17 protein-coding genes and 1 tRNA gene are annotated in these 22,921 nt (G+C 60.8%); 10 read left to right on the forward strand and 8 right to left on the reverse strand.

The window, feature by feature from the left end; translation table 11 throughout:
- Positions 1-7: 7 nt before the first annotated feature.
- Positions 8-931 (reverse strand): L,D-transpeptidase family protein, encoded by a 924-nt coding sequence (locus tag OKC40_RS14970; RefSeq protein ID WP_442865900.1) that lies wholly within the window; start codon positions 929-931, stop codon positions 8-10.
- A gap of 71 nt (positions 932-1,002) precedes the next feature.
- Here OKC40_RS14970 and OKC40_RS14975 point away from each other — a divergent pair, with 71 nt between their 5' ends.
- On the forward strand, positions 1,003-1,215 hold the full coding sequence (locus tag OKC40_RS14975) for a hypothetical protein (RefSeq protein WP_270795757.1): 213 nt from the start codon (positions 1,003-1,005) through the stop codon (positions 1,213-1,215).
- A 262-nt stretch (positions 1,216-1,477) separates the two neighbouring features.
- Positions 1,478-1,567: transfer RNA gene (locus OKC40_RS14980), tRNA-Ser, on the forward strand.
- 89 nt (positions 1,568-1,656) lie between these two features.
- Here the strand turns inward: OKC40_RS14980 and OKC40_RS14985 are convergent.
- Positions 1,657-4,788: a multidrug efflux RND transporter permease subunit gene (locus OKC40_RS14985; RefSeq protein ID WP_270795759.1), complete on the reverse strand. Its 3,132-nt coding sequence runs from the start codon at positions 4,786-4,788 to the stop codon at positions 1,657-1,659.
- 15 nt (positions 4,789-4,803) lie between these two features.
- A complete protein-coding gene (locus OKC40_RS14990) occupies positions 4,804-5,961 on the reverse strand; it encodes an efflux RND transporter periplasmic adaptor subunit (RefSeq protein ID WP_270795761.1) in 1,158 nt (385 codons plus the stop codon).
- A gap of 157 nt (positions 5,962-6,118) precedes the next feature.
- On the opposite strand from OKC40_RS14990, the gene OKC40_RS14995 reads away from it, so the two are divergent.
- The 3 genes from OKC40_RS14995 to OKC40_RS15005 all read left to right on the forward strand — a co-directional run bounded on the left by OKC40_RS14995 (position 6,119) and on the right by OKC40_RS15005 (position 12,238).
- Complete coding sequence (locus tag OKC40_RS14995; protein WP_040065122.1) at positions 6,119-6,847, forward strand: response regulator; 729 nt, start codon at positions 6,119-6,121, stop codon at positions 6,845-6,847.
- Complete coding sequence (locus tag OKC40_RS15000; RefSeq protein ID WP_270795763.1) at positions 6,844-7,929, forward strand: ATP-binding protein; 1,086 nt, start codon at positions 6,844-6,846, stop codon at positions 7,927-7,929. Before OKC40_RS14995 ends, OKC40_RS15000 begins: the two co-directional genes overlap by 4 nt.
- 433 nt (positions 7,930-8,362) lie before the next feature.
- Positions 8,363-12,238 (forward strand): DEAD/DEAH box helicase, encoded by a 3,876-nt coding sequence (locus tag OKC40_RS15005; RefSeq protein WP_270795765.1) that lies wholly within the window; start codon positions 8,363-8,365, stop codon positions 12,236-12,238.
- 156 nt (positions 12,239-12,394) lie between these two features.
- Here OKC40_RS15005 and OKC40_RS15010 read toward each other — a convergent pair whose 3' ends face one another.
- Positions 12,395-13,288 carry a DNA replication terminus site-binding protein gene (locus OKC40_RS15010; protein WP_270795766.1) on the reverse strand — a complete coding sequence of 298 codons (894 nt, stop codon included), beginning with the start codon at positions 13,286-13,288 and terminating at the stop codon, positions 12,395-12,397.
- Between the two features lie 525 nt (positions 13,289-13,813).
- Between OKC40_RS15010 and OKC40_RS15015 the strand changes: the two genes are divergently transcribed.
- Positions 13,814-14,023 carry a DUF1127 domain-containing protein gene (locus OKC40_RS15015; protein WP_113739172.1) on the forward strand — a complete coding sequence of 70 codons (210 nt, stop codon included), beginning with the start codon at positions 13,814-13,816 and terminating at the stop codon, positions 14,021-14,023.
- A 282-nt stretch (positions 14,024-14,305) separates the two neighbouring features.
- Positions 14,306-15,331, forward strand: coding sequence for a succinylglutamate desuccinylase (gene astE / locus OKC40_RS15020; RefSeq protein ID WP_270795767.1), 1,026 nt, complete (start codon positions 14,306-14,308; stop codon positions 15,329-15,331).
- A 160-nt stretch (positions 15,332-15,491) separates the two neighbouring features.
- Here the strand turns inward: astE and OKC40_RS15025 are convergent, their stop codons facing one another.
- Together OKC40_RS15025 and gloB are read right to left on the reverse strand one after the other, a co-directional pair.
- Positions 15,492-17,045, reverse strand: coding sequence for a lytic transglycosylase (locus OKC40_RS15025; protein ID WP_270795768.1), 1,554 nt, complete (start codon positions 17,043-17,045; stop codon positions 15,492-15,494).
- Between the two features lie 70 nt (positions 17,046-17,115).
- Complete coding sequence (gene gloB / locus OKC40_RS15030) at positions 17,116-17,880, reverse strand: hydroxyacylglutathione hydrolase (protein WP_058052089.1); 765 nt, start codon at positions 17,878-17,880, stop codon at positions 17,116-17,118.
- 72 nt (positions 17,881-17,952) lie between these two features.
- On the opposite strand from gloB, the gene OKC40_RS15035 reads away from it, so the two are divergent.
- Positions 17,953-18,675 (forward strand): methyltransferase domain-containing protein, encoded by a 723-nt coding sequence (locus OKC40_RS15035; protein ID WP_270795770.1) that lies wholly within the window; start codon positions 17,953-17,955, stop codon positions 18,673-18,675.
- Here OKC40_RS15035 and rnhA read toward each other — a convergent pair.
- Positions 18,663-19,127: a ribonuclease HI gene (rnhA, locus tag OKC40_RS15040; protein ID WP_042656956.1), complete on the reverse strand. Its 465-nt coding sequence runs from the start codon at positions 19,125-19,127 to the stop codon at positions 18,663-18,665. The genes OKC40_RS15035 and rnhA overlap by 13 nt on opposite strands.
- Before the next feature lie 79 nt (positions 19,128-19,206).
- On the opposite strand from rnhA, the gene dnaQ reads away from it, so the two are divergent.
- Together dnaQ and OKC40_RS15050 are read left to right on the forward strand one after the other, a co-directional pair.
- Positions 19,207-19,941, forward strand: coding sequence for a DNA polymerase III subunit epsilon (dnaQ, locus tag OKC40_RS15045; protein WP_042656957.1), 735 nt, complete (start codon positions 19,207-19,209; stop codon positions 19,939-19,941).
- Complete coding sequence (locus tag OKC40_RS15050) at positions 19,938-21,200, forward strand: TIGR03503 family protein (protein WP_182937817.1); 1,263 nt, start codon at positions 19,938-19,940, stop codon at positions 21,198-21,200. The genes dnaQ and OKC40_RS15050 overlap by 4 nt, the downstream gene beginning before the upstream one ends.
- Positions 21,201-21,294: 94 nt before the next feature.
- On the opposite strand, the gene OKC40_RS15055 is transcribed toward OKC40_RS15050, so the two are convergent.
- A complete protein-coding gene (locus tag OKC40_RS15055; RefSeq protein WP_270795775.1) occupies positions 21,295-22,812 on the reverse strand; it encodes an HD domain-containing phosphohydrolase in 1,518 nt (505 codons plus the stop codon).
- Positions 22,813-22,921 lie beyond the last annotated feature (109 nt).

Consider the following 22,921-nt stretch of genomic DNA (forward strand, 5'->3'; position numbering starts at 1 on the left):
TGATGAGTTAACTGCTGATGGGGCGTGGCAGGCCATTTTTGCTCTCCAGCGCCGCAGTCACCTCATCCTGCATCACGTCAGGTGCCCTGATAAAGCTCTCTATGGCCGGTGACAGCACCAGCGGGGCGCCATTTTCAAGCTCTTCTTCGGTGCGGGAGAGCGGGGAGTGCACCTCCAGCCAGCGGCGACCATCCGGCTCGATGGCCACCTTGACCGGTTGATTGATGACCCGCACCGGCGTGCCGATCGGCACAATCTTGAACAGGGCCTCGATATCGTCCGGTCGCAGCCGGATGCAGCCAGCGCTTACCCGCAGGCCAACGCCAAAATCCTTGTTGGTGCCGTGGATCAGATAGTCGCGCTTGCCATAACCAAGGCGCATGGCGAACTTGCCGAGGGGGTTGTCCGGGCCGGGAGGCACCACGGCGGGCAGGGTGATCCCTTTTTGCTCCAGCCAGGATTTGCGCACCATGGGGCCGGGCACCCAGGTCGGGTCGGGATTCTTCTCGATGACGGTGGTGGTCATCTCCGGCGTTTCGCGGCCGATGTCACCAATCCCGATAGGCAGCACAATCACCTCGCTCTTGCCTTTGGGAAAGTAGTAGAGACGCAGCTCCGGCAGATTGATGACGATCCCCTCGCGCGGCACATCGGGCAGCAGCATCTGGGTGGGCAGCGTCAAGCGGGTGCCCGGCTTGGGTAAATAGGGGTCTACACCGGGATTTGCCTCAAGCAGCGCCAAAAAACCAATCTGGGTATGTTTGCCAACCAGCTCAAGATGCTCATCCTGCTGGATGATGTAATCCTCCAGCTCGCCAATGAGGCGGCTTTCGGCCGGCGGCAGCGGGTAGCGCTTGGCCTGCACGGGCGCGGTGCAGAGCAGGGTAGCAGCCAGCAGCAGGGCAAGTGCGGGCGTTAAGGAGAGGGGCATGAGTTTCGGCAATCGCATAAGGATATCCATCAGTTCAATCGGGGCGGCGCATCATCAACAGTGCCGCCAGGATGGCGCGATTGTTCCTCAATCAGCCCATGATTACCAGCTTGCCGCGCACCCGCAACGGTGTGGGGAGACATAGGAAACCGGCCAAAATCGGCCTCTCCCCTATGTTTGACCGCCAAGCGGGAAAACGGCGCAACATGGTGGCGTGCGAGTATCACGACAGGGAGCATGGACCGGTATGTGATCGGGCCCTGCGTCGGGTGGATGCCGTGTGACTGGACGACTGGACGACTGATTCGGCGCAAGGGCTCTATGTGAGGCAAGTCCCCCCTGAATGTGGTCAGCGATGATCACCGTTTAATGAGAACGCACGCCCAGCGTATGGGAAGCGCGAACTTGTCTATTCCAAGCGTCCTGTCACAGTGAGCAGCCAATGCCGCATTGTGAGCCTGCTCCCAGATATCTGATTCAGCCATTTGATATATAACAAATTTTTATTGCATCCTCGGCCCTGCTTGGGTAAAACTCTCTCCCCACGGAGAGATGCCGGAGTGGCCGAACGGGATTGACTCGAAATCAATTGTGGCAGCAATGCCACCCAGGGTTCGAATCCCTGTCTCTCCGCCACATACCAAGCCCAACCTGTTTAGCAGGTTGGGCTTTTTCTTTTGGTGATGTGCTGAGGGACTATCCGGCCGCCTGTGTATCTGTGGTCATCAAGCCGGATGAATGCTGTTGGATGCTCGCCGTGCCCGCCAGGCCTGAATGCGCGCCAGGGTGCCGATGACGAAGACAAAAAAGACCGGTACGAAGAAGATGGCCAGCAGGGTGCCGCTGATCATGCCGCCAAACACGCCGGTGCCGATGGCGTGCTGGGTCTCCGCGCTGGCGCCACTGGCGAGCATCAAGGGCACCACCCCGAGGGTGAAGGCCAGCGAGGTCATCAGAATGGGGCGCAGGCGCAGGCGGGCAGCAGTGACAGCCGCATCAAGCAGCGAGCGCCCTTCACTGTGCAACTGGCGCGCAAACTCCACGATGAGGATGGCATTCTTGGCCGACAGACCGATGATGGTGATCATGCCTACTTTAAAGAAGACGTCGTTGGGCATGCCGCGCAGCATCACGGCCGCGACGGCACCGAGCAGGCCCAGCGGCACCACCAACATCACGGAGAGCGGGATCGACCAGCTTTCATAGAGTGCCGCCAGCACCAGGAAGACCACCAGCGCCGACAACAGCATCAGCAGGGGGGCCTGCTCGGCTGACTGGCGCTCTTGCAACGACTGTCCCGTCCAGGCCAATGCGAAGCCTGGCGGCAATTGCGCCACCAGACGCTCCATCTCCGCCATCGCCGCTCCGCTGGAGATGCCGGGCGCTGCCCCTCCGGCAATACGCACGGCAGGGAAGCCATCGAAGCGCATCATTTGTTGCGGCGATTCGCGCCATTCCGGTGTCACCACCTCCCGCAAGGAGACCATGCCGCCGCTGGCATTGCGCACCCGCAGGCCGAGCACGTCATCGAGCTGCATGCGCGCCGACGCGTCGGCCTGCAGAATGACCTGCTGCATGTGCCCGCCGTTGGGGAAGTCGTTGACGTATAGCGACCCCATTGCGGCCGACAGGGTACTGCTTACGCTGGCGAACGAGAGTCCCATGGCTTCGGCCTTCTGTCGGTTGATCTCGAGGTGAATGCTCTCGCCGGGAGGCAGATTGTCGGGATACACATCACTGACTACCTGGCTTTTGGCGGCCAGTTCCAGCAGTTGTGCCTGAGCGGCCAGCAGCGCGGCATCTCCCCGGTTGGCTCTGTCTTGCAGGAACAGGGTGAAGCCGGAGGCGGTGCCCAGCTCGTCGATGGCGGGCGGCAGCAAGCTCATTACCGTGCCTTCAGGAATATTTGCCATAGCCGCTTGTGCCAGATCTGCCTCTTCGGCGGCCGTGGCGCCATGACGCTGATCCCAATCTTTGAGCATGGTGAAGGCCATGGCCGCATTGGGGCCTGCGCCGGAGAAGCTGAAGCCCTGCACCACCAGGTTGGTGTCCAGCGCCTCGCGAGAGGCGACGTGAGCCTCGAATGCCTTGACCACCTCAAGGGTGCGCTCGCTGGTGGCGCCGGTCGGCAGCTGGATGGAGGTCATGAAGTAGCCCTGATCCTCGTCTGGCAGGAAAGAGGAGGGCAGCTGGGCGGCGGCGATGGCCAGCACGGCGCAGAGGGCGGCAAAGGTTGCCATCATCCGTCCGCTGCGCCCGACCAGCCGGGTTACCCGCGCACCGTAGCCTGCCGTGAACCGCTCGAAACCCCGGTTGAAGGCACCGAAGAAGCCGCGCTTCTCATGATGATCCGGACTGACCGGACGCAGCAGGGTGGCGCAGAGCGCAGGCGTCAGGGTCAGGGCCAGGAAGGCCGAAATCAGGATCGACACCGCCATTGACAGGGTGAACTGCTGGTAGATGACCCCCACTGAGCCGCTGCCAAACGCCATGGGGAGGAACACCGCCGTGAGCACCAGGGTGATGCCGATCACCGCCCCGGTGATCTCCTTCATGGCCTGCGAGGTCGCCTCCCGGGGCGAGAGCCCTCGGGTGGCCATCAGGCGCTCGACGTTCTCCACCACCACGATGGCGTCGTCAACTATGATGCCGATGGCCAGCACCATGCCGAACATGGTGAGAGAGTTGATCGAAAAACCGGCCAGCAGCATCACCGCGAAGGTGCCAAGCAGAGCGATGGGGGCGACGATGGCCGGGATCAGGGTGTAGCGCAGGTTCTGCAGGAAGAGAAACATCACCAGAAACACCAGCACCATGGCTTCCAGCAGGGTGTGGATCACCTTTTCGATGGAGACCTTGACGAAGGGGGCCGAGTCAAACGGGATCGAATAGGCCATGCCCGCCGGCAGGGTGGGAGCGAGCTGGGCGAGACGGGTGCGCACCGCATCTGCGGTACGCACGGCGTTGGCGCCGGGGGAGAGCTGGATGGCGGTGCTGGTGGCAGCCACGCCGTTCTCCCGGTTGGAAAAGGCGTAGGATTGCGCCCCCAGCTCGACCCGGGCGACATCACCCAGCACCAGCTTGGCGCCATCACCACCGGCTCGCAGCACGATGGCGGCGAACGCCTCGGGGGTCGTCAGCTGCCCCTGAACCGTGAGGGGAACCGTCAGGCGTTGCCCCGGCAGGGCGGGTTCATCACCGAGGCGTCCCGGTGCTATCTGGATGTTCTGCTGCTCGATGGCCTGTGCCACCTCGCCGATGGTCAGCCCGTAGGCGGCGAGTTTGGCCGGATCTACCCAGATGCGCATGGCCTGCTCGGCGCCGAACAGTTGCACTCGTCCTACCCCGTCGATGCGGCGCAACTCCTGCACAATATTGCGTGCCATGTAGTCGTTGAGGGCAACCTCATCGAAGCGGCCATCCGGTGAGGTCATGCCGACCATCATCAGAAAGCCGGATGAGGCGGACTCCACCTGCAGGCCGGTTTGCCGCACCGCTTGTGGCAAGCGAGGTTCGACTGCCTTGATGCGGTTTTGCACGTCCATCTGGGCCAGCTCCGGATCGGTGCCCGGCTTGAAGGTGGCGGTGATCTGCGCGCTGCCCGAGGCGTCCACCGACGACTCGAAGTAGAGCAGGTTCTTCACTCCCGACAGCTCGCGCTCGATAAGGCTCACCACCGCATCGTTCAGGGTCTGCGGCGTGGCGCCCGGATAGGCGGCATAGAGGGTCACCGACACCGGCGCCACCGAGGGATAGCGGGAGATGGGGAGCTTGGGGATGGCGATGACCCCTGCCAGCACGATGAACAGGGCGATCACCCAGGCAAACACCGGGCGATGGATAAAAAACTGCGGCATGGATAACTCTCCGATTCAGCGAATGCCACCGTCAGCCGGTTGGCTGACAGCGGGTGGTTGCCAGGGGGAAGCTGTGACCTGAACCCCCGTGGTCAGACGGTCGATCCCTTCGATCACCACCTGTTGCCCGGCACTGAGCCCGGACGCGATGCGGTACTGGCTATTCACCAGTTCAGCGGTGTTGACCGGAACCAGCTGTGCCTGCCCCTGGCCATCCAACACCCACACGCTGGTCTGACCCGATGTGCGAACTACCGCCTGCTGGGGCACGGTCAGGGCGTTGGCATAGCGGGCACGGGGGATGCGCGCCTGCACATAGAGGCCGGGCAACAGGCGCCGCTCAGGGTTATCCACCAGCACCCGCAGCAGCACGTCGCCGGTCCCGGCATCGACCTCGATACCGGAGAAGAGGATGTGCCCCTGCATGCCCAGCGGTGTGCCATTGCTGCCGAGGATCTCCACCGTCAGTTCCGGTGCCATTGAGCCAGCCTGCTGGCGCAGGGATTCCAGCACCGAGGCCGGTTGGCGCACATCGACGTAGACCTGATCAATCTGCTGGATCCGGGCCATGGGGGTGGCATCGGTTGGCGACACCAGAGCCCCTTCACTCACCAGCGCCTGATCGATACGTCCGGCGATGGGGGCCTCCACGCTGGCAAATTGCAGGTTCAGTTGGTGCCGGGCCAGAGTCGCCCTGGCCTGGGCTACATCGGCGGCCGCCTGATCCCGCTGGGAGATCGCATCGTCATAGGTCTGGCGGCTGATGGCGTCGGTGCGCAGCAGTGGCTTCAGGCGGTCAATCTGGATGCGGGCGCGGGCCAGCACCGCCTCGGCCCTTTGCAATGCGGCGGCGGCGCTGTCGACATCGGCCTTGAAGGGGGCTGGGTTTATCTGGAACAGCACAGTGCCTGCGCTGATCTCGGCGCCCTGCTCGAACAGGCGGCGCTGCACGATGCCGCTGATCTGGGCGCGAATGTCGGCGCTGCGCAGTGCCGCCACCCGGGCGGGCAGATCCTCGCTGATGACAAGCTCCCGACCAGTCAGAGTTAGCACCGACACCTGAGGAGGGGCGGGTGCCTCCTGCTCTTGCGGCGCGGCATCGCACCCCGCCAACCCGAATGCGGCAATGACGGCGAGCAGGGCGCCCGCATACCGCTGTTTTACAAACATCATCCACTCACCTCGTTAAACCGTCTCTCCGGTGTGATGTGACCGGAGAGTGCATCGAGCGGCCATTATGGCGAGGGGCTATTGCGAATGATTCGAGGCTTTGTGGAGAATCCATGGAGGCGATGATAAAGTTCAACGCCACCTTTTTTCGAGTCCGACTATGTCCCATCTCAATGCTTCCGCCAGCCCGGCGGGCCAGTCACTGGTACTGATTGCAGAGGATGAAGCCGAGATCGCCGACATCCTCGCCGCTTACCTGCAACGTCATGGCTTGCGCTCCCTGCACGCCGCCGATGGCCGTGAAGCGCTGGCCATGCATCAGGCATTCAAACCCGATCTCCTGCTGCTGGATGTGCAGATGCCGCAACTGGATGGCTGGCAGGTGCTCAGCGAGATCCGGGCGCGTGGCGATACGCCGGTGATCATGCTGACCGCCCTCGATCAGGATCTCGACAAGCTGATGGGGCTGCGCATGGGGGCGGATGACTATGTGGTCAAGCCCTTCAATCCGGCCGAAGTGGTGGCGCGAGTGCAGGCCGTGCTCAGGCGCACCCGGGCCGTAAAGCCTGCCACGGCGAACGTGTTGCGGGTCGGCCAGTTTCAGATCGATCTGGAGAGCCACGAGGCCAGCATTTTCCGCGATGACCAGCAGCAGGTGCTGGAGCTGACCCTGACCGAGTTCAAGTTGCTCGCCTCTTTGATGCGGGCGCCGAAACGGGTGTTCAGCCGCGCCGAACTGCTGACTCACTGCCTGCCGGAGGGGGATACCCAGGAGCGTACGGTGGATAGCCACATCAGCAAGTTGCGCAAAAAACTGGAGACACACGGCATTCAGGGGGTCCCCGCCAGTGTCTGGGGCGTTGGCTATCGCTTCGGGGGCGATGCATGAAATCGGCGCCCGGCCTTCGCAGGCAGATCATCCGCTCTCTGGGCTTGATGACGCTTGGTATCATCTCCCTCGCGGTGATCGGCACCTATGTGTTTTATGGCATCGCCGTGGCGTTTGTGCCGGGCAGCATCTCCGAGACCTGGGTGCCCTCCAGAGTCGAGATGTTATGGATCGGCTCCACCATTCTCATTGCATTGGGGATGGCGCTGTACGTGGCGGTGCGCCTCTCTCGCCGCATCCTGACTCCCCTCAACTCGGTGGCAACCAGCCTGCGTGAGGTAGCCGAGGGCAAACTCGATGCCCGCGTGCCGGAGGATGAGCAGGCGATCGGGGAGACGGCGCAACTGGTGCGCGACTTCAACGCCATGGCCGAGCGGTTGCAGAGCATGACCCGCGAGCGGAAGTTCTGGAATGCTGCCATCGCCCACGAGTTGCGCACTCCCGTCACCATTTTGCGTGGCCGCTTGCAGGGGCTGGCCGAAGGGGTATTTCCGCCAGAGCGTGAGCTCTTCGAGGGGTTGTTGCGTCAGGTGGAGGGATTGACTCACCTGATCGAGGATTTGCGGGTATTGAGCCTCAACGACAGCGGCCATCTGGAGTTGCAGCGGACTGAGGTCAGGCTGGCCGACGAGCTTGCCGTGGTGCTTGAGGCGTTTGCCAACCCTCTGGCGGCGAGCGGATTTGTGTTGCAGCGGGAGCTCGATAGCGAACTTCATGTCTGCTGCGATCTGTTTCGTATCCGTCAGGCTCTGATGGCGCTGTTGGAAAATGCCCAGAAGCACGCGCTGCCGGGCCTGCTGACCGTGCGGCTGTATCGCTCGGAGAGTTTGTGCGTCCTGAGTGTGGAAGATGAGGGGCCTGGCATCAGCGAGGAGGTCGCCGTCTGTATCTTCGATGCGTTTCGTCGGGGAGATCCGTCACGCTCGCGCAAGAGCGGCGGCAGCGGACTCGGACTCGCCGTGGTCAAGGCGATTGCCGAGGCCCACGGCGGCAGCGCGGTTTGCCAAGCTACCGGACGGGGAGGGAGCAGATTCGTGCTCTCCTGGCCCATCTCGGCCATCTCCGGTTGCCCTGAAACCTAGCCTGCGGGCGGCAGGTTCTGATGAAGCTATACAGCTGACAGCTGCCCGCACAGGGGCTTTCGACAAGCGACCGTTATAGGGTTTTCTACCGCTTGTGCCGGGTGAGCAGGAGGGGTTGGGACATGGCTCATTTGGCGCGAAATCATGGTTTTTTGCCGTCAAAAATTGAAACCGTTTTCAGAAATCCTTTTCAACTGTGATCCGCTTCAAAGCTTTTTCGGGCGCCAACCTCTAGCATTGGCTCCACGAATTAGGGGCTAGCGCTCCCGATTTTCCCGCTGTGGGAGGTAACCGGATGATCCGGCTATTTCCTTCGTTACTTTCGACGGTCATCATGGATGGCCGTTTTTTTTTGAGTTATTTCACGGTAAAGGGTCGAGCCGCTGGCGCTTTACCGTTAAAATTCCGCTTTTGCACTTGCCCGTGAGTCTTGATGTCTGCGTCCACCCTCTCTTCGGATAGTTATGCCCTGCTCGCCACCCTGCAATTGCAGCGCGTTGCCAGTACCCGTTTGCTGCAAGAACAACTGGCGATAGGCCATGCCCTGATCGATAAACTGACCCGACTGCAGGATGCGGGGCTGGTCAGATTGCGCGGGGAGCAGCAGTGGAGCCTGACCGCCGAGGGGACGCTGGCGCTGATCCTGGGGGTGCGTGCCGGTCTCTGCCCGGAGCCGGACTGGAGCCGGGTGCCCTCATTGACCGGGCAGGATCTCACCCATGCGGTGGTGCGCGAGCTCTGTCGCGGCAAGGCGGGGGAGGTGCCAACCTATTTCTCGGCCAGCGATCTGTTGACCCTGCTCGATACCCCGGATGCTCACCAGTTGCTGGCTGGCTCCAGCCCCGCCTGGCAGCAACTGCTGCTGGAGCACTTCTCGCTGCAACTGCTGCTCGATGCCCCCTATGAAGAGCGCTGGCCGCTGGCCAATGCGCTGGTGCGCTGCGCCCCCGAGGTGCAGGCCCGGGCCAAAGCGTTCGAGGCGGAGTGGCGCTGGCTCTGCGGGGATGGCGAGAGCACGTTGCCAATCGGCGAGGGTAATGACACCGTGCCCGGCTGGCCATCCCTGCAGGCGCTGGCCCAGCAGAGCCAGCGCGGCCCGCTCGGCGAGCGACTGCTCACCGCGCTGGGTCAGTGGCAGGCAGCCGATGAGGGTGAGGCGGGCCAGTGGCCCCGTTCGTTCAGCGCCCTGCTCTGGCTTGGCTGGTTGCAGCAGGCTGATCCCGTCATTGCCAGCGAACAGCGCAAGAAGTGGCAGCGCAGCCTGACTGGCCAGTTCCCCCTGCTTGCCGATCTGCTCAGCCAGTGGGCGGGCGATCGTCACGGTCAGGCGGTCGGCCTGTTCGATACCCTGCAGCTGCCGGTGGAGGAGCTCCACTGGGGCTATCTCTGGCTCGATCTCTGTGCGCTGGCCCGTCACGGAGCCCAGAGTCCGCAGGTGGCCATGCTGCACAAGTGGGATCTCTCCCATCTGCTCGATGCCGAGCCCCATCATCGCCTGATGGCGTTTTGTCAGGATCTGCTGCGCCTCTTGTTGGGCGAGGGGGCCAAAGGGGCGCCCCTTTGCCAGCTACGCGGCAGTGAAGAGAGTGCGCCAGAGGGCAGTGACGAGCAGGATGATGACGGGGACGAGGATAAAACTGCAGCCTCGGCCAGCTGGCTCAACTGGTTGCAGGGGTTGGGACGCTCCAGCGGCGTACGCAAGCCGCAGGAGCGGCTGGTGTGGTTGCTGCATGCCGAGGGCCCCGAGCTGGAGTGCAAGATCCAGAAGCTGAGCACCAAGGGGGAGTGGACCGCCGGTCGTCGGGTCGATCCGGCCCTGCTCTCCACCCAGTATGCCGCCATGCTCGATGAGCATGACTGGGCGCTGGTCCGCACCCTGCCACGGGTGATGGGTCGGTTGCCGCGGGATGTCTGGGCGCCGCTGGCCGATCACCCCCGGCTGTTCAACGCCAAGGGGCAGAAGCTGCAACTGGCCATCAGCGCCCCCCTGCTGCAGGTGGTCGCCACCGAACAGGGGATGAGTGCGCAGCTCTGCCCCGATGCGGCCGCCCGCGGGGCCCATATCATGCCGCTGGCACAAGATCTGTGGCAGCTGATCCTCACCCCGCAGCCGCTGCTTGACCGCTTGCCTGCGCTCGAATCCATCCCGCTGCTGCCCGCCGAGGGGCTGGCCGAGCTGCAACGCACGCTGGATGCCATTCCCGAGCTGCCCTGGCACAGTCAGGTTGCGGGGCTTAGCGGCAACGCCGAACTGGCTCCCTGGCCGGGCATTCCTTCGGTGCAACTGGATTGGCAGGATGGTCAGCTGTCGGTCAAGTTGGTGACCCGTTTTGACGATCTGCCGCCCCAGCCCCTTGGCAAGGGTGAGCCCATCGTGCGGCAGGGGATCAAGGCGTACCACTACTGGCAACGGGATCTGGCCGCCGAGAAGCTGCAGGCCCAACTGTTGCGCAATCAACTGCCCATCGGCCTGCCCGGCAGCGAGTGGCTGCTGCAGGGGGAACAGGCGTTGGCGCTGGTCAATGCCCTGCCCGAGCTGGTGGATGCCGGTGTGGTCATTCACTGGCATCAGGATAGCGCTCGCCTCAAGAGCCTCGATGAAGCGGCCCTGAGCCTGCGCATCGAGCGGCGGCAGGACTGGTTCCAGGTCGAAGGGGCGCTGGCGCTCGATGAGCACCAGATCCTCGACCTGCGCCTTATTCTGCGCCAGATGACCCCGGGCCAGCGCACCGTGCAGCTCGACGAGAAGACCAGCCTGATGCTGAGCGACAAGCTGGTGGAACGGCTCACCATGCTGGGGGCCATGCTCGATGAAGAGCAGCGCATCAACAACAAGCTGGCCTATCCGCTCACCCGTCTGCTCTCTGTTATCACCACCGAAGGGGACACGGCGTGGCAATCCCTGCAGCAGGAGTGGCAACAGGAGGTCGAGTGTCCGGATGAGTTGCTCACCGGCCTGCGGGACTATCAGAAAGAGGGGGTGCGCTGGCTGGCGACCCTGGCCCATCACGGTTTTGGTGCCTGTCTGGCCGATGACATGGGTCTGGGCAAGACGCTGCAGGCACTCATCGTGCTGCGGATGCGCCAGCACCTTGGCCCGGCGCTGGTGGTGGTGCCCAAGTCAGTGGTCACCAACTGGCAGGAGGAGGTGGCCCGTTTCGCCCCCGAGCTGGATGTGGTGGTGTTCGAGAACCCGGCCGAGCGGGAGGGGATCATTCGCGAGGCCAAGGCCGGTCAGGTGATCCTCATCAACTACGGCATGCTCGGCAGTCTGGCGGAGGCGCTCAAGTCCCGCCGTTGGTCCAGCATGGTGCTCGATGAGGCGCAGCAGATCAAAAACGCCGGCACCCAGCGTGCCAAGCTGTTGTTCCAGCTGGAAGGGGATTTTCGCCTCGCCCTCTCCGGCACCCCCATCGAAAACCACCTGGGGGAGCTGTGGAGCCTGTTTACCTTTATCAACCCGGGGCTGCTCGGCAGCCTTGGCGAGTTCAAGCGTCGCTTTGGCAAGGCGGTCAAGGATCCCCAGCACATGGCGCTGCTGCGGGCGGTGATCAGCCCCTTCATCCTGCGCCGTCTCAAGCAGCAGGTGCTGACCGAGCTACCGGACAAGACCGAGATCATCCATCACATCAGCCTCTCCCCCGAAGAGCGCCAGCTCTACGAGGCGACCCGGCGCGAAGTGGTGCAGCAGGTGCAAAGCGCCGATGGCCGCGCTCTGATGCATGTGCTGAGTGGCCTGACCCGGCTGCGCCGCCTCTGCTGCTCGCCGGAGCTGGTGATGCCCGAGTGGTCACAAACCAGCAGCAAGCTGGACGAGGCGATGGCGCTGCTGGAAGAGGCGATCGACGGCGGTCATCGGGTGCTGGTGTTCAGCCAGTTCGTCGATCTGCTGAGCCTGCTGCGCGCCCGCATCGAGCAGAAATCCTGGGATTACTGCTATCTGGATGGCGGCTGCTCCGCCAAATCCCGTCAGGACTCCATCCTGCGTTTTCGTCATGAAGCGGTGCCGCTGTTTCTCATCAGCCTCAAGGCGGGGGGCACCGGCCTCAACCTGACCCAGGCAGATACTGTACTGCACCTCGATCCCTGGTGGAACCCGGCGGTGGAAGATCAGGCGAGCGATCGGGCCCACCGGATGGGGCAGACCCAGCCGGTGACAGTGTACCGGCTGGTGTGCGAGCAGACGGTGGAGGAGAAGATTGTCGCCCTGCACGACGAGAAGCGGGCGCTGGCCGATGGCCTGCTGAGCGGCCAGTCCGAGGTGCGCGGGTTGGACGTAGAGAGCCTGCGGGCCCTGCTGATGGGCTGATTGGCGACACTGCCTTCCATACCGACTACCGATACAGAAAAGGGGAGAACATCCAGAGATGTTCTCCCCTTTCTTATTTGGGGTGCTGATGCGGGATACTTCGTTTATCGCGGCAAGGCGGCCCGGTTATCCCTGAGCCAGCTATCCCTGATCCAGTCACCCCCGATAGAGATAGAGGTGCAGCCGCTCGATGATGGGCTCGCCGCCAATCTTGCGATCCCGCCGCGCCTGCCGGCTCTTGGGGGGATAGTTGCCCAGATGGGTAACCGCAGGCGGGGTATCGGAGCAGAGCAACAGCGGCAGGCTCGCCTTGATCTGCTGCTTGCGCGGGGTGCGCTCCAGCCAGAGCAGGTTGATCATCGGGTGGGTCTTGACCGGGCGGCGGATCCGCAGCTCGGCATCGGCGGGCAGGCGGCGAATGTCGTAGACCTCCTGATCCACCATCTTGCTCCACTCCTCGTTGTTGGAGAGGGCCGGTATGTAGCGGCGGCTGCGCTCCAGCATCTCCAGCACCTGCTCGCGACTGAGGCGATTGATGGTCTGCTTGTCGGCCCAGGTAAAGCCGAGGGATTGCAGCTCCCCTGCCAGCAGGGTCAGCTTGCGGTAGACCTGCAAGGTGATCACCCCGGGCAGGGCGGTATGTACCAGCTCGAACTTCTCGTCCCGCCCGCCTGCCTGCTGCACCAGTGCCTTGAAATCGAGTTTGTGCTGGTTGATTTGGTCGATCAGCGGTTGCAGCAAGGGGGCGGCGGCGGCAGGAAAGCGCAACCAGCCGGGCAGCCGGTGAGTCGCCTTGGTGGAGCAGCCTGGGCGGGCGTTGTGGTCTCGATAGGCGGCGAGGGTGGCCGCCAGCGCGGCTTCACCGTTGAGATAGCCCACCTCAATTTGCTCGATCGGGTCGTGCTCTTCCCCCTGCGCAACCGGAGGGAGGGGATAGACATGGGCCTCCTGCAGCTCGAGCTGGCCAAGCAGATCGGCCAGCTGGTTGAGAGAGGCTTCAATGGCGGCCATCTGTTGACGCAGGGCGGCGGTCGGGGTAAAGGTATCCATCGATGATCCTGTGGTCTGACCCGCTGTTGACGACATCAGGTATGACATCGCTGCGGGTAGCAAAACTACTGTATAAATAAACATACCAGCATGCGGTTGGAGTGCCAAGAGGCACTTTGAGGAGGGGGCAATGTGCGCCTCTGAATAGGGATGTGGTGATGGTTTTATTTATGTTTCAGGGTGTTAAATAAAGATCGCAATAAGATCATTAAATTAACAATTACGTGTAACTCCGCTGTTGCCAGCTGTTCACACCTTGTCCATCCCTGCATATATAAAGCAGTAAAATGCATATATAGATGGGTGCCATGCAGCACAATATGCTGTGCGACTCTGCTGGCCAACCGCTAAAATAATTATTTGTTTAAAATCAAAGAGTTGAAATCAAATTCTGCCGTTTTTAGACATTAGATTTACTAATGTAACGTATCAAAATTCGTCAATTGAGTCGGTCTGACTCCCTGACTAAGCTTTGCGCATCAAATAAAGCCCAGTGCGTAAACAAATATTCAGAGGAGCCACATCATGGCCAACATGACTTATACCGAAGCCGGTTACCAGCATTCCAGCCAATTGAATCTGGTTGCTCGCGTTAAAATGACCGTTCTGACCTGGCTGGAGCGCAGCCGCAGCCGTCGCCAGCTCTCCGAACTGCCCGAGTACCTGCTCAAAGACATCGGCCTGAACGAAGCTGACCGTTATCAAGAGACCACCAAGCCGTTCTGGCGTGGTTGATCAGCCGGGCATGGATGCCTTGTTTTCTGCTGAGTCGTTTGCTGTTCTGCCCCTGTGGCGCCCGGCCGCCATGTCTGTCATTGTCTGTTTTATCTCCCCCCGCTTTACGTTGATCCTTTTTCCTATCCTCTTTATTCCATATCGCTACCGTCATTGCTGTCATCGTTCGATTGTTATCACACTTGTATCGTTAATGTTTGAATTTGTTTAAAAAACGATTTTAAGCCGTGATGCCTTGCGTATAATCCGGCCATAGTGTTCCAGCGCAAGAGGGTGAGACGGATGATTCCCCAGCACGATTTTTTGGCCATGACCCGCAGCCATGAGTGGCAGCTCGATCCCTTTGAATTTGCCCTGCCCGATGGTGCGCGGGTCAGCGTCTGGGATACGGGCGTGCTCTGTCTGGAGCCTGCCAGTGGCGCGGGCGGCCAGCCGGGAGGACGCAAGGATATCGTCCTCTCCTGCGGTATTCACGGCAACGAGACCGCTCCCATCGAGATCTGCAACCAGCTGCTGAGTCGTCTGCTCTCAGGCGAGCTGAGCGCCCGTCATCGGGTGCTGTTCCTGTTTGGCAATCCGGCTGCTATGAATCTGGGGCTGCGGGAGGTGGAGGAGAACATGAACCGGCTCTTCTCCGGAGCACACAGCAAGGGGGAGGGGCTCTGCAATCGGGAGCGGATCCGCGCCATGCGCCTTGAGCAGTATGTGAGCCGCTTCTTTGCCAATCCGGCTCGTCCCCGTTACCACTACGATCTGCACACCGCCATTCGCGGTTCGCGCTACGAGAAGTTTGCCGTCTACCCCTTCCCCCACGAGCGGCCCCACTGCCGCGAGCAGGTGCAGTTCCTTGGCGCCTGCGGGGTGCGTACTATTCTGCTCTCCGCCAGCCCGACCACGACCTTCAGCTACTACAGCTCCCGCCAGCATGGTGCCCACGCCTTTACGGTGGAGTTGGGCAAGGTGCGCCCGTTTGGCGAGAACGATATGACCCGCTTTATCGAAACCCGCCAAGCGCTGCAGGAGCTGGTCACTCAGGATGAGGTGGTGCTGGAGCCGTGGCGGGCGGATGATTTCACCCTGTTTGCCATCGATCGGGTGATCACCAAAAAATCGGCGGACTTTCGCTTCCTGTTCGCCAGCGATGTGGACAACTTCACCGAATTCCCCCAAGGGTTCGTGCTGGCCGAGGATGGCGAGCTGCGCTACACGGTCGAGAAGCCGCGTGAGGCGGTGGTCTTCCCCAATGCCAATGTGGCGATCGGTCAGCGCACCGTGCTGATGGTGGTGCCGACAAGGCTCTGGGAATAGCGGTGATAGTTTTGCCTGCAGAGCGGTGATGTATCCGCAGGTGGCGCCAAGCCATTGTTTTAGTGGGCGGCTCAGACACAGCAGCGGTTAGCCGCAGTAATAAAAAACGGGGCCAGTCAGATGACTGGCCCCGTTTTTTATCGGGTTCAAGCGGTGAGGCTTAGCTGTTGTTCTTCACAAACAGGGTCAGCTCCTGACCAGGCTTGAGGTAATCCCCTTTATCCAGCTGATTCCAGCGCATCACATCGTTGATGGCCACCTGGAAGCGAGCCGCGATGGAGGAGATGGAGTCGCCACGGCGAACCTGATACACCATCGATTTGTCGCTCTTCTTCCCTTGCTTGGGATAGACCACCAGCTTCATGCCTGGTTTGAGCGCCGACTTGGCATTCAGACCATTCCACTTGGCGAGTTCTTCGTGGGAGACGCCGTGTGCCTGGCTGATGCTCCACAGGTTGTCACCCGAGCGCACCTTGTAACTGACTTTGGCCTTCTGGCTGCTGCCACGGCTTGCCAGCTGTTGCGGTTTGCTGGCGGAGCTGGCCTTGCTGCTGACCTGACCGTGGGTCGGGATCACCAGTTGCTGACCGCGACGCAGGTTGTTGCTGCGCAGATTGTTGGCCATCTTCAGCTCGTTCACGCTGACGCCATGATTCTGGGCGATGCGCGACAGGGTATCGCCACTGGTGACCTGATAGGAGCGGGTACGAATACGCTCGCTCTTGGGCAGATCGGCCAGTGCCAGCTCCAGGGTATCGGCATACTCTACCGGTACCAGCAGGCGGTAAGGGCCACGGGGCGACATCACACCACGGCTCAGGGCCGGATTGACCTCCTTGAGCTGTGAGGTGCGCAGACCTGCCAGTTGGGCGGCCACATTCAGATCGAGCTGGCTGCCGGTCTCTACCACCCGCAGCTTGGGCTCGTTGGCGAGCACCGGCAGCGTGACGTTGTACTTGTCCGCATTGCTGATCATGTCCGCCATGGCGAGGATCTTCGGCACATACATCCGGGTTTCGCGGGGCAGATCGAGCGACCAGTAGTCAGTCGGTTTGCCGGCACGCTGATTGCGCTGGATAGCGTTGCGCACCCGACCTTCACCGGCATTGTAGGCGGCCAGCGTTTGCAGCCAGTCGCCGTCAAAGAAGCGGTTCAGGTACTCCAGATAATCGAGCGCCGCATTGGTGGAGGCCAGCACATCGCGCCGTCCGTCATACCAGTTGTCGTGGCGCAGACCGAAGTTCTTGCCTGTGGCGGGGACAAACTGCCAGAGTCCAACCGCATTGCTGCGGGATCGGGCATGAGGATCAAACATGCTCTCGATCATCGGGACAGTAATAAGCTCCATTGGCAGCTCACGCCGTTCTATCTCCTCTACCATCAGATAGAGGTAGGGTTCAGCCCGGCTGGCAATGGTCGCCAGATGCTTATCATTACGCAACAGCCACTCTCGTTGTTGGCGGATGCGGGCATTATCCGGGGTTTCCAGCTGCATATCATCGCTGATGCGCACCCACAGATTGTCCGTATCTTCCATTTCGTCCAGCTGTTCATCGCCAAACAGGAAATGGGAAGAGTGTTTTTTATGCGCTTTTTTCTTGACCTGGGGGGACTTGATCGGCTCGATTGCCGTTAGCGCCCGGTCATCCTGATGGCTCAGGTTTTGGCAGCCGCTGAGCAACAGCGCTGCCAATAAGGCCGTTCGTACCTTCATCTCGTTCCGGTCATTTTTAGGAAAAACAGCCCGCATCATAAGGGGCAATGGCCCCCTGATCAAGGTTTGTTCAAAAAACGTCCTTCCACTGGCGCAGGATGGTGAAGGTATCTACCGGATTTTCCACGCATTTTAGCCCGTGATTTTCAGCAGAAAATTTCACTGAATCCTGCTCGCAGCGCAGAAAAATGTTGAAAGTGCGTTCATCCCCCAACCGGGTTGGCAGGCTTGGCAGCCCTTGTTGCCGCAGTTTGCTGATCAGCCCGATCTGGCGGCGGATCGCCGGGTTGTCCGGCTCGACCGCATAGGCAAAGCGCAGGTTGGAGAGGGTGTACTCGTGGGCACAATAAATGAGGGTCTCATCGGGCAGGGCGGCGAGTCGTTGCAGCGAGTGGTACATCTGCTCCGGCGTCCCTTCAAACAGGCGGCCACAACCGGCCGAGAAGAGGGTATCGCCACAAAACAGCATGCCGTTGCCATGGTAGGCGATGTGGCCGCGGGTGTGACCGGGCACATGGATCACCTCGAGGGCGAGGCCGTGCCAGTTGATCTGATCGCCATCTTCCAGCCACTGACCGTGGTGATCCGGCATCGGGTCAAGTTTGGGGCCATAAAGCCGGGCGTGGGGGAAGTGGGTAAGCAGGTCGGTGACGCCCCCCACATGGTCGTGATGGTGATGGGTCAGCAGGATGGCGTCGAGCACCAGCCCCAATGCCTCGAGCCGCTCCAGCACGGGGGCGGCATCGCCAGGATCGACCACCAGACAGTGATTTTCGTGGCGGATCAACCAGATGTAGTTGTCATTAAAGGCTGGAACTGTGATCACTGGATACATGAGTCTGCTTCTCTTTAGGGAGGGTATCTTATATAACAGGATGGCGTTCGAAACCCCGAGTTGAGCCCTATTATGCAGGTGGCACGTACCGAACAACAAATCGAGATCCCGACCAGCTGGTCTGCATTGCCTATGGGGGACTGGGTGGCGGCCGAGATCCAGGAGCGGCTCGACAACTGGTGCCCCAATCTGTTTGGCTATCATCTGCTGAAAATTGGCGCCCTGAGCGCCGAACTCTCTTGCAAACGCTCCTCCATCCGTCACCAGATCGGGGTTGCCCCCGGTGGACGGCTGCTCGACATTTATGGCGATCCCCTCGATCTGCCGGTACGCACCGGCAGCGTCGATGCCTGCTTGCTGGCCCACTGCCTCGATTTCTCTGCCGATCCCCATCAGGTGCTGCGCGAGGCCGAAAGGGTACTGACCGACGATGGTTGGCTGATCATCAGCGGCTACAACCCCTTGAGCCTGGTTGGGATCGGTCATTGTGTGCCGTTCTTGCGGCGCAGAATGCCCTGGTCGGCACGGATGTTTACCCCGGGAAGGGTGACGGACTGGCTGCATCTGCTGGGATGCGAAGTGATGTTCGACGAGCGTTTTGGCTACTCGTTTATGGGGAAACAGAGTTGGCACAGCTGGTGGCAGGAAAGCATCGGGCGGGATTACTGCAGAGTGTTTGCGTCGGTCTATGTGATTGCGGCCCGTAAACGGCGCTTTCCACTGATCCCGGTGCGGCGGCGCTGGCAACTGCCCAAATCCCTCGCCACACCGGGAATGGCCCGTCAGGGCTGGTAGCCGGTATCCTCGGCCAGATCCTTGCCGCAGGCGGCATCTCTGGCCAGTTCGTCGCACCGTTCGTTCTCCGGGTGGCCGGAGTGACCCTTGACCCAGAGCCACTCAATCTGATGGCGAGCCACTTCCGCATCCAGCTCCTTCCAGAGATCGACGTTCTTGACCGGCTGACGGTTGGCGGTCATCCACCCTTTCTTCTTCCAGCCGATGATCCACTGGGTGATCCCCTGACGGACATACTGGCTGTCGGTAGTGAGGCGCACCTTGCACGGTTCGTTGAGGGTGCGCAGGCCCATAATGGCGGCCATCAGCTCCATCCGGTTATTGGTGGTTAACTTGAATCCGGCGGAAATCTCTTTGCGGTGGGTGCCGTAGACCATCACGGCTCCGTAACCACCCGGGCCCGGATTGCCGAGGCAGGAGCCGTCGGTATAGACATCAATCTGTTTTAACATGAGCAATCAATCTGTTTTAGCATGAGGCTTGGGGTAAACTAGCGAGTAAGTAAAGCCGAAGTTTGACATAGATTGGATCATGAACACACCCCAACTGAATCGCCAGATCATTCTGGATACTGAAACCACAGGTATGAATACGGCAGGCGGCCCTGTCTATCTGGGTCACCGCATTATCGAAATCGGCTGTGTGGAGGTGATCAACCGCAAGCTGACCGGTAACCACTATCACGTCTATATCAAGCCCGATCGTCTGGTCGACCCGGAAGCAATCCAGGTGCACGGTATCACCGACGAGTTCCTGCGCGACAAGCCATCGTTCAGCCAGATCGCCGACGAGTTCATCGAATTCATCCGCGGTGCCGAACTGATCGCCCACAACGCGCCGTTTGACGTGAGCTTCATGGACTACGAGTTCAGCAAGCTCGGTCTCGGCTTCAAGACCGCCGATATCTGCTCCATCACCGATACCCTGGCGATGGCGCGGGATCTCTTCCCCGGCAAGCGCAACAACCTGGATGTGCTCTGCGATCGCTATGGCATAGACAACTCCCACCGTACCCTGCACGGGGCCTTGCTCGATGCGGAGATCCTGGCAGATGTCTACCTGCTGATGACCGGTGGCCAGACCAAACTCAATCTGGCCAGTGAAAGCAACGAAAACGAAAGTAATCAGGACACCAGCATTCGCCGGCTGGAGAGCAATCGGCCCGCCCTCAAGGTGGTGCGCGCCAGCGCCGAGGTAGAGGCCCTGCACGAGGCGAGGCTGGATCTGGTGCAGAAAAAGGGAGGAAGTTGTCTGTGGCGGCAATGAGCAAGTGGTGTGCCGGTCTGCTGTTGTTGCTCTCGCTGGGCGCGTCGGCGACCGAGGTGTTTGCTCCCTCCGATATCCCGCTGCTGGATAACCGCTTTCGCATCGATTACGGGGTGAAGGAGATCACCTTCATCGTCAAGCGCAAGCCGGGCACCCCGTCGGTGATCCTGGTTCGTCCCGATGGCAGCAAGCTCTACGTGGGCAAGGTCAAACCCGCCGAGGTGGGTTGGCTGGCACTGCCGGAGCACGATCTCATTACCCTGCGCAATCCCATGCCGGGTCCCTGGCAGGCAATTGGCGAGGTGGACCCCGACAACCGGGTGCGCATCCTCTCCGATATCCGGCTCGATATCGCCGCCCTGCCGATGCAGCTCTATCAGGGGGAGGTGGTCAAGCTCAAGGCGTGGTTGCTGATCAATGGCCAGCCGCCGAAAGATAAATACTATCTCTCTGACCTTGGCATGACCGTCAAGCTGCAATCCTTTAGCGATGCCAGCCAGCAAAAGGTCGTGCTGGATCAGGTGCTCGGCCACTATCGCGATGACGGCAAGGGTCTCGACGAAGTGCCGGGTGACGGTATCATGACCGCGGAAGTGACGCTGCAGGATATACCCGGTGGCAAGTACCGCGCCATGTTCAGTACCGGTAATCAGGTGTTTGTCCGCGCCCGTTATCAGGATGTACTGCTCTACCCCTATCCGTTCAGTTATAACCTGGCGCCGCCTTCGGAAGAGCTGGGTGCCAAGTTGTCGCTGCTGATCGACCGTGATGAGCTGGATCCCGCCTCCGTGGTGATCAAGGGGAGTGTGACCAGCAATGTGGGCGGCCTCTACGAGTTCAGCGAGACCGCCAGTGAGCCCAAGCTTGATATCGATCTCTCCATCATCAAGGAGGTCGGTCAGCATGTGGTGAAAGCAACCCTCTATGGCACCACTCGCCTCGGCCGCGAGCTGAAAATCGAGTTGCCGGTCAAAACCTTCAATATCTTCCCGCCGCCTCCCCCTCCCGTAGAGGTGGTATCGGCTGCCGCACCGGCATCCAGTGCCGAGTCAACCCATGAGGCTCCGGCACAGGAGATGGGCTGGCTGATCTGGGTATTGGCGGGTGGTGGCGTGCTGTTGGTGATGCTGGGTGGTGTCGGTTTTGTGGTGATGCAAAAACGGCGAGCCTTCAAACGCGCATTGGCGGCGGCACAGGCCGAAAGTCAGCAGTCCGGGCAGCCGGCAGCCAAGCTGGATCTCAACCTGCCGGAGCAGTAACCGTCGCTCTGCAGTGGCGTGATGCCAGATATAAAAAACCGCCCTGATTAAGCAGAGCGGTTTTTTTGAGTTCATAAACGGAACAAACCGGATATCAGTGTTCGCCGATATAGACATCCTTGTTCTGCTCGCGGATCTCGAGGAACTTGTCCAGATTGGCCAGCATCAGCTCGACCAGCTGGGGGTCGAAGTGCTGACCCTTCTCCTCCTCAATCAGCGCCAGCACCTTGTCCAGTGGCCACGCCTTCTTGTAACAGCGATCCGAGCCGAGGGCATCGAACACGTCAGCCAGTGCCACGATCCGTCCCTCCAGCGGAATATCCATTCCCTTCAGGCCACGAGGATAGCCACTGCCATTCCACTTCTCATGGTGATTGCCGGCGATGGTGGCGCCAATCTGGAACAGCGCCAGATCGCTGCCTGAGAGCATATCCTGCCCGAGCTGGGCGTGGGTTTTCATGATCTCCCACTCTTCCGGGGTCAGCTTGCCCGGCTTGTGCAGGATGGCATCGGGAATACCGACCTTGCCAATGTCGTGCAGTGGTGAGGCTCTTTTGATCAGCTCGCTCTGCTCTTCACTCATCCCCAGCAGCAGGCAGAACTGCTCGGTATAGAGCGCGACCCGCTTGACGTGCAGCCCCGACTCTTTCGAGCGGGTTTCGACCAGTTCGCCGATGCGGTAGATGATCTCCCGCTGATTGTCGGCGATCACCTCGTTCAGCCGGATATTTTCCAGCGCCACTATGATGTTTTCGGTAAACAGGGTCAGCAGACTGGTATCGATCTGACTGAGTTGACGAGTGGTCTCGATATGGAACAGCAGATGGTGGCGCTGATTCTGGCAGTAGAGCACCATCTGATTGGTGCCGTACACATTGCTGCATTTGCCCATGGCCTGGCGCAAGATCTCCGGCGCCTCGGTGAGACGAATGGCAGGGTGACCGGGTAGCAATGGCTCCAGCAGTTGATCCTTCACCTCGTAGGCGTATTGCCTGACGTCGTAGATCTGGGTCTCCCCCAGATGGAGCAGGGCACTCAGCTGCTCCTGGGCCCCTTCGACAAACTGGCGCAGGGCCCGCTTCTCAAAGATCCCCTTGGAGGCTTCGATGACTTTTTCCAGCCCCTGACGGTTGCTCTCCAGGGTGCGGATATCCCGATAGGAGCGCAGGCTGGCCCGCAGCAGGGTACGCAGCTTCTGGGAGGTGAGCTCGGTCTTATCCTTGTAGTCGTTGATGTCGTAGTTGGTGACCACGTCATCTTCCGGCGCCTGGCCGGGCTGGCCGGTACGCAGCACGATGCGCACCATCTTGTTTTGCAGCTCTTCACGGACATATTTGACGACATCGAGGCCCGCGTGGTCGACCTCCATCACCACGTCCAGCAGCAGCAGCGCGACATCAGGGGTGATGGCCAGCAGCTTCTTTGCCTCTGCAGCGGAATAGGCATGCAGAAAGTCAATGGGGCGATTGTCAAACTCGAATTTGTTCAAGGTGATTTTGGTGATGCGATGCACTTCGGGCTCATCGTCAACAATCATCACCTTCCAGCCCGCTTGTTGCGTGTCGGGAAGGGCGAGATCATCATCATCAATAATCAGGATTTGGTCATCCATCATACAATCCTGTTTGGCATCCTGTGCTTACACTTAACCATCCCCTCATATGAGCGAGGCGTGGCGCGGCTTCTGAGGTATGATCGCCATCCTTGACCAGCTAATACCC

The sequence above is a fragment of the Aeromonas sp. QDB11 genome (genome assembly GCF_027705265.1).
Classification (GTDB): Bacteria; Pseudomonadota; Gammaproteobacteria; order Enterobacterales; family Aeromonadaceae; genus Aeromonas; species Aeromonas allosaccharophila.

Coding starts and splice junctions, on each gene's coding strand:
- astE (WP_270795767.1), top strand. CDS start 14,306: ATGATTCCCCAGCACGATTTTTTGGCCATGACCCGCAGCCATGAGTGG.
- OKC40_RS15035 (WP_270795770.1), top strand. CDS start 17,953: ATGCAGGTGGCACGTACCGAACAACAAATCGAGATCCCGACCAGCTGG.
- OKC40_RS15055 (WP_270795775.1), bottom strand. CDS start 22,812: ATGGATGACCAAATCCTGATTATTGATGATGATGATCTCGCCCTTCCC.
- OKC40_RS15050 (WP_182937817.1), top strand. CDS start 19,938: ATGAGCAAGTGGTGTGCCGGTCTGCTGTTGTTGCTCTCGCTGGGCGCG.
- OKC40_RS15000 (WP_270795763.1), top strand. CDS start 6,844: ATGAAATCGGCGCCCGGCCTTCGCAGGCAGATCATCCGCTCTCTGGGC.
- OKC40_RS15010 (WP_270795766.1), bottom strand. CDS start 13,288: ATGGATACCTTTACCCCGACCGCCGCCCTGCGTCAACAGATGGCCGCC.
- rnhA (WP_042656956.1), bottom strand. CDS start 19,127: ATGTTAAAACAGATTGATGTCTATACCGACGGCTCCTGCCTCGGCAAT.
- OKC40_RS14970 (WP_442865900.1), bottom strand. CDS start 931: ATGCCCCTCTCCTTAACGCCCGCACTTGCCCTGCTGCTGGCTGCTACC.
- OKC40_RS14975 (WP_270795757.1), top strand. CDS start 1,003: ATGGCGCGATTGTTCCTCAATCAGCCCATGATTACCAGCTTGCCGCGC.
- OKC40_RS14985 (WP_270795759.1), bottom strand. CDS start 4,788: ATGCCGCAGTTTTTTATCCATCGCCCGGTGTTTGCCTGGGTGATCGCC.
- OKC40_RS15005 (WP_270795765.1), top strand. CDS start 8,363: ATGTCTGCGTCCACCCTCTCTTCGGATAGTTATGCCCTGCTCGCCACC.
- dnaQ (WP_042656957.1), top strand. CDS start 19,207: ATGAACACACCCCAACTGAATCGCCAGATCATTCTGGATACTGAAACC.
- OKC40_RS14995 (WP_040065122.1), top strand. CDS start 6,119: ATGTCCCATCTCAATGCTTCCGCCAGCCCGGCGGGCCAGTCACTGGTA.
- OKC40_RS14990 (WP_270795761.1), bottom strand. CDS start 5,961: ATGATGTTTGTAAAACAGCGGTATGCGGGCGCCCTGCTCGCCGTCATT.
- OKC40_RS15015 (WP_113739172.1), top strand. CDS start 13,814: ATGGCCAACATGACTTATACCGAAGCCGGTTACCAGCATTCCAGCCAA.
- gloB (WP_058052089.1), bottom strand. CDS start 17,880: ATGTATCCAGTGATCACAGTTCCAGCCTTTAATGACAACTACATCTGG.
- OKC40_RS15025 (WP_270795768.1), bottom strand. CDS start 17,045: ATGAAGGTACGAACGGCCTTATTGGCAGCGCTGTTGCTCAGCGGCTGC.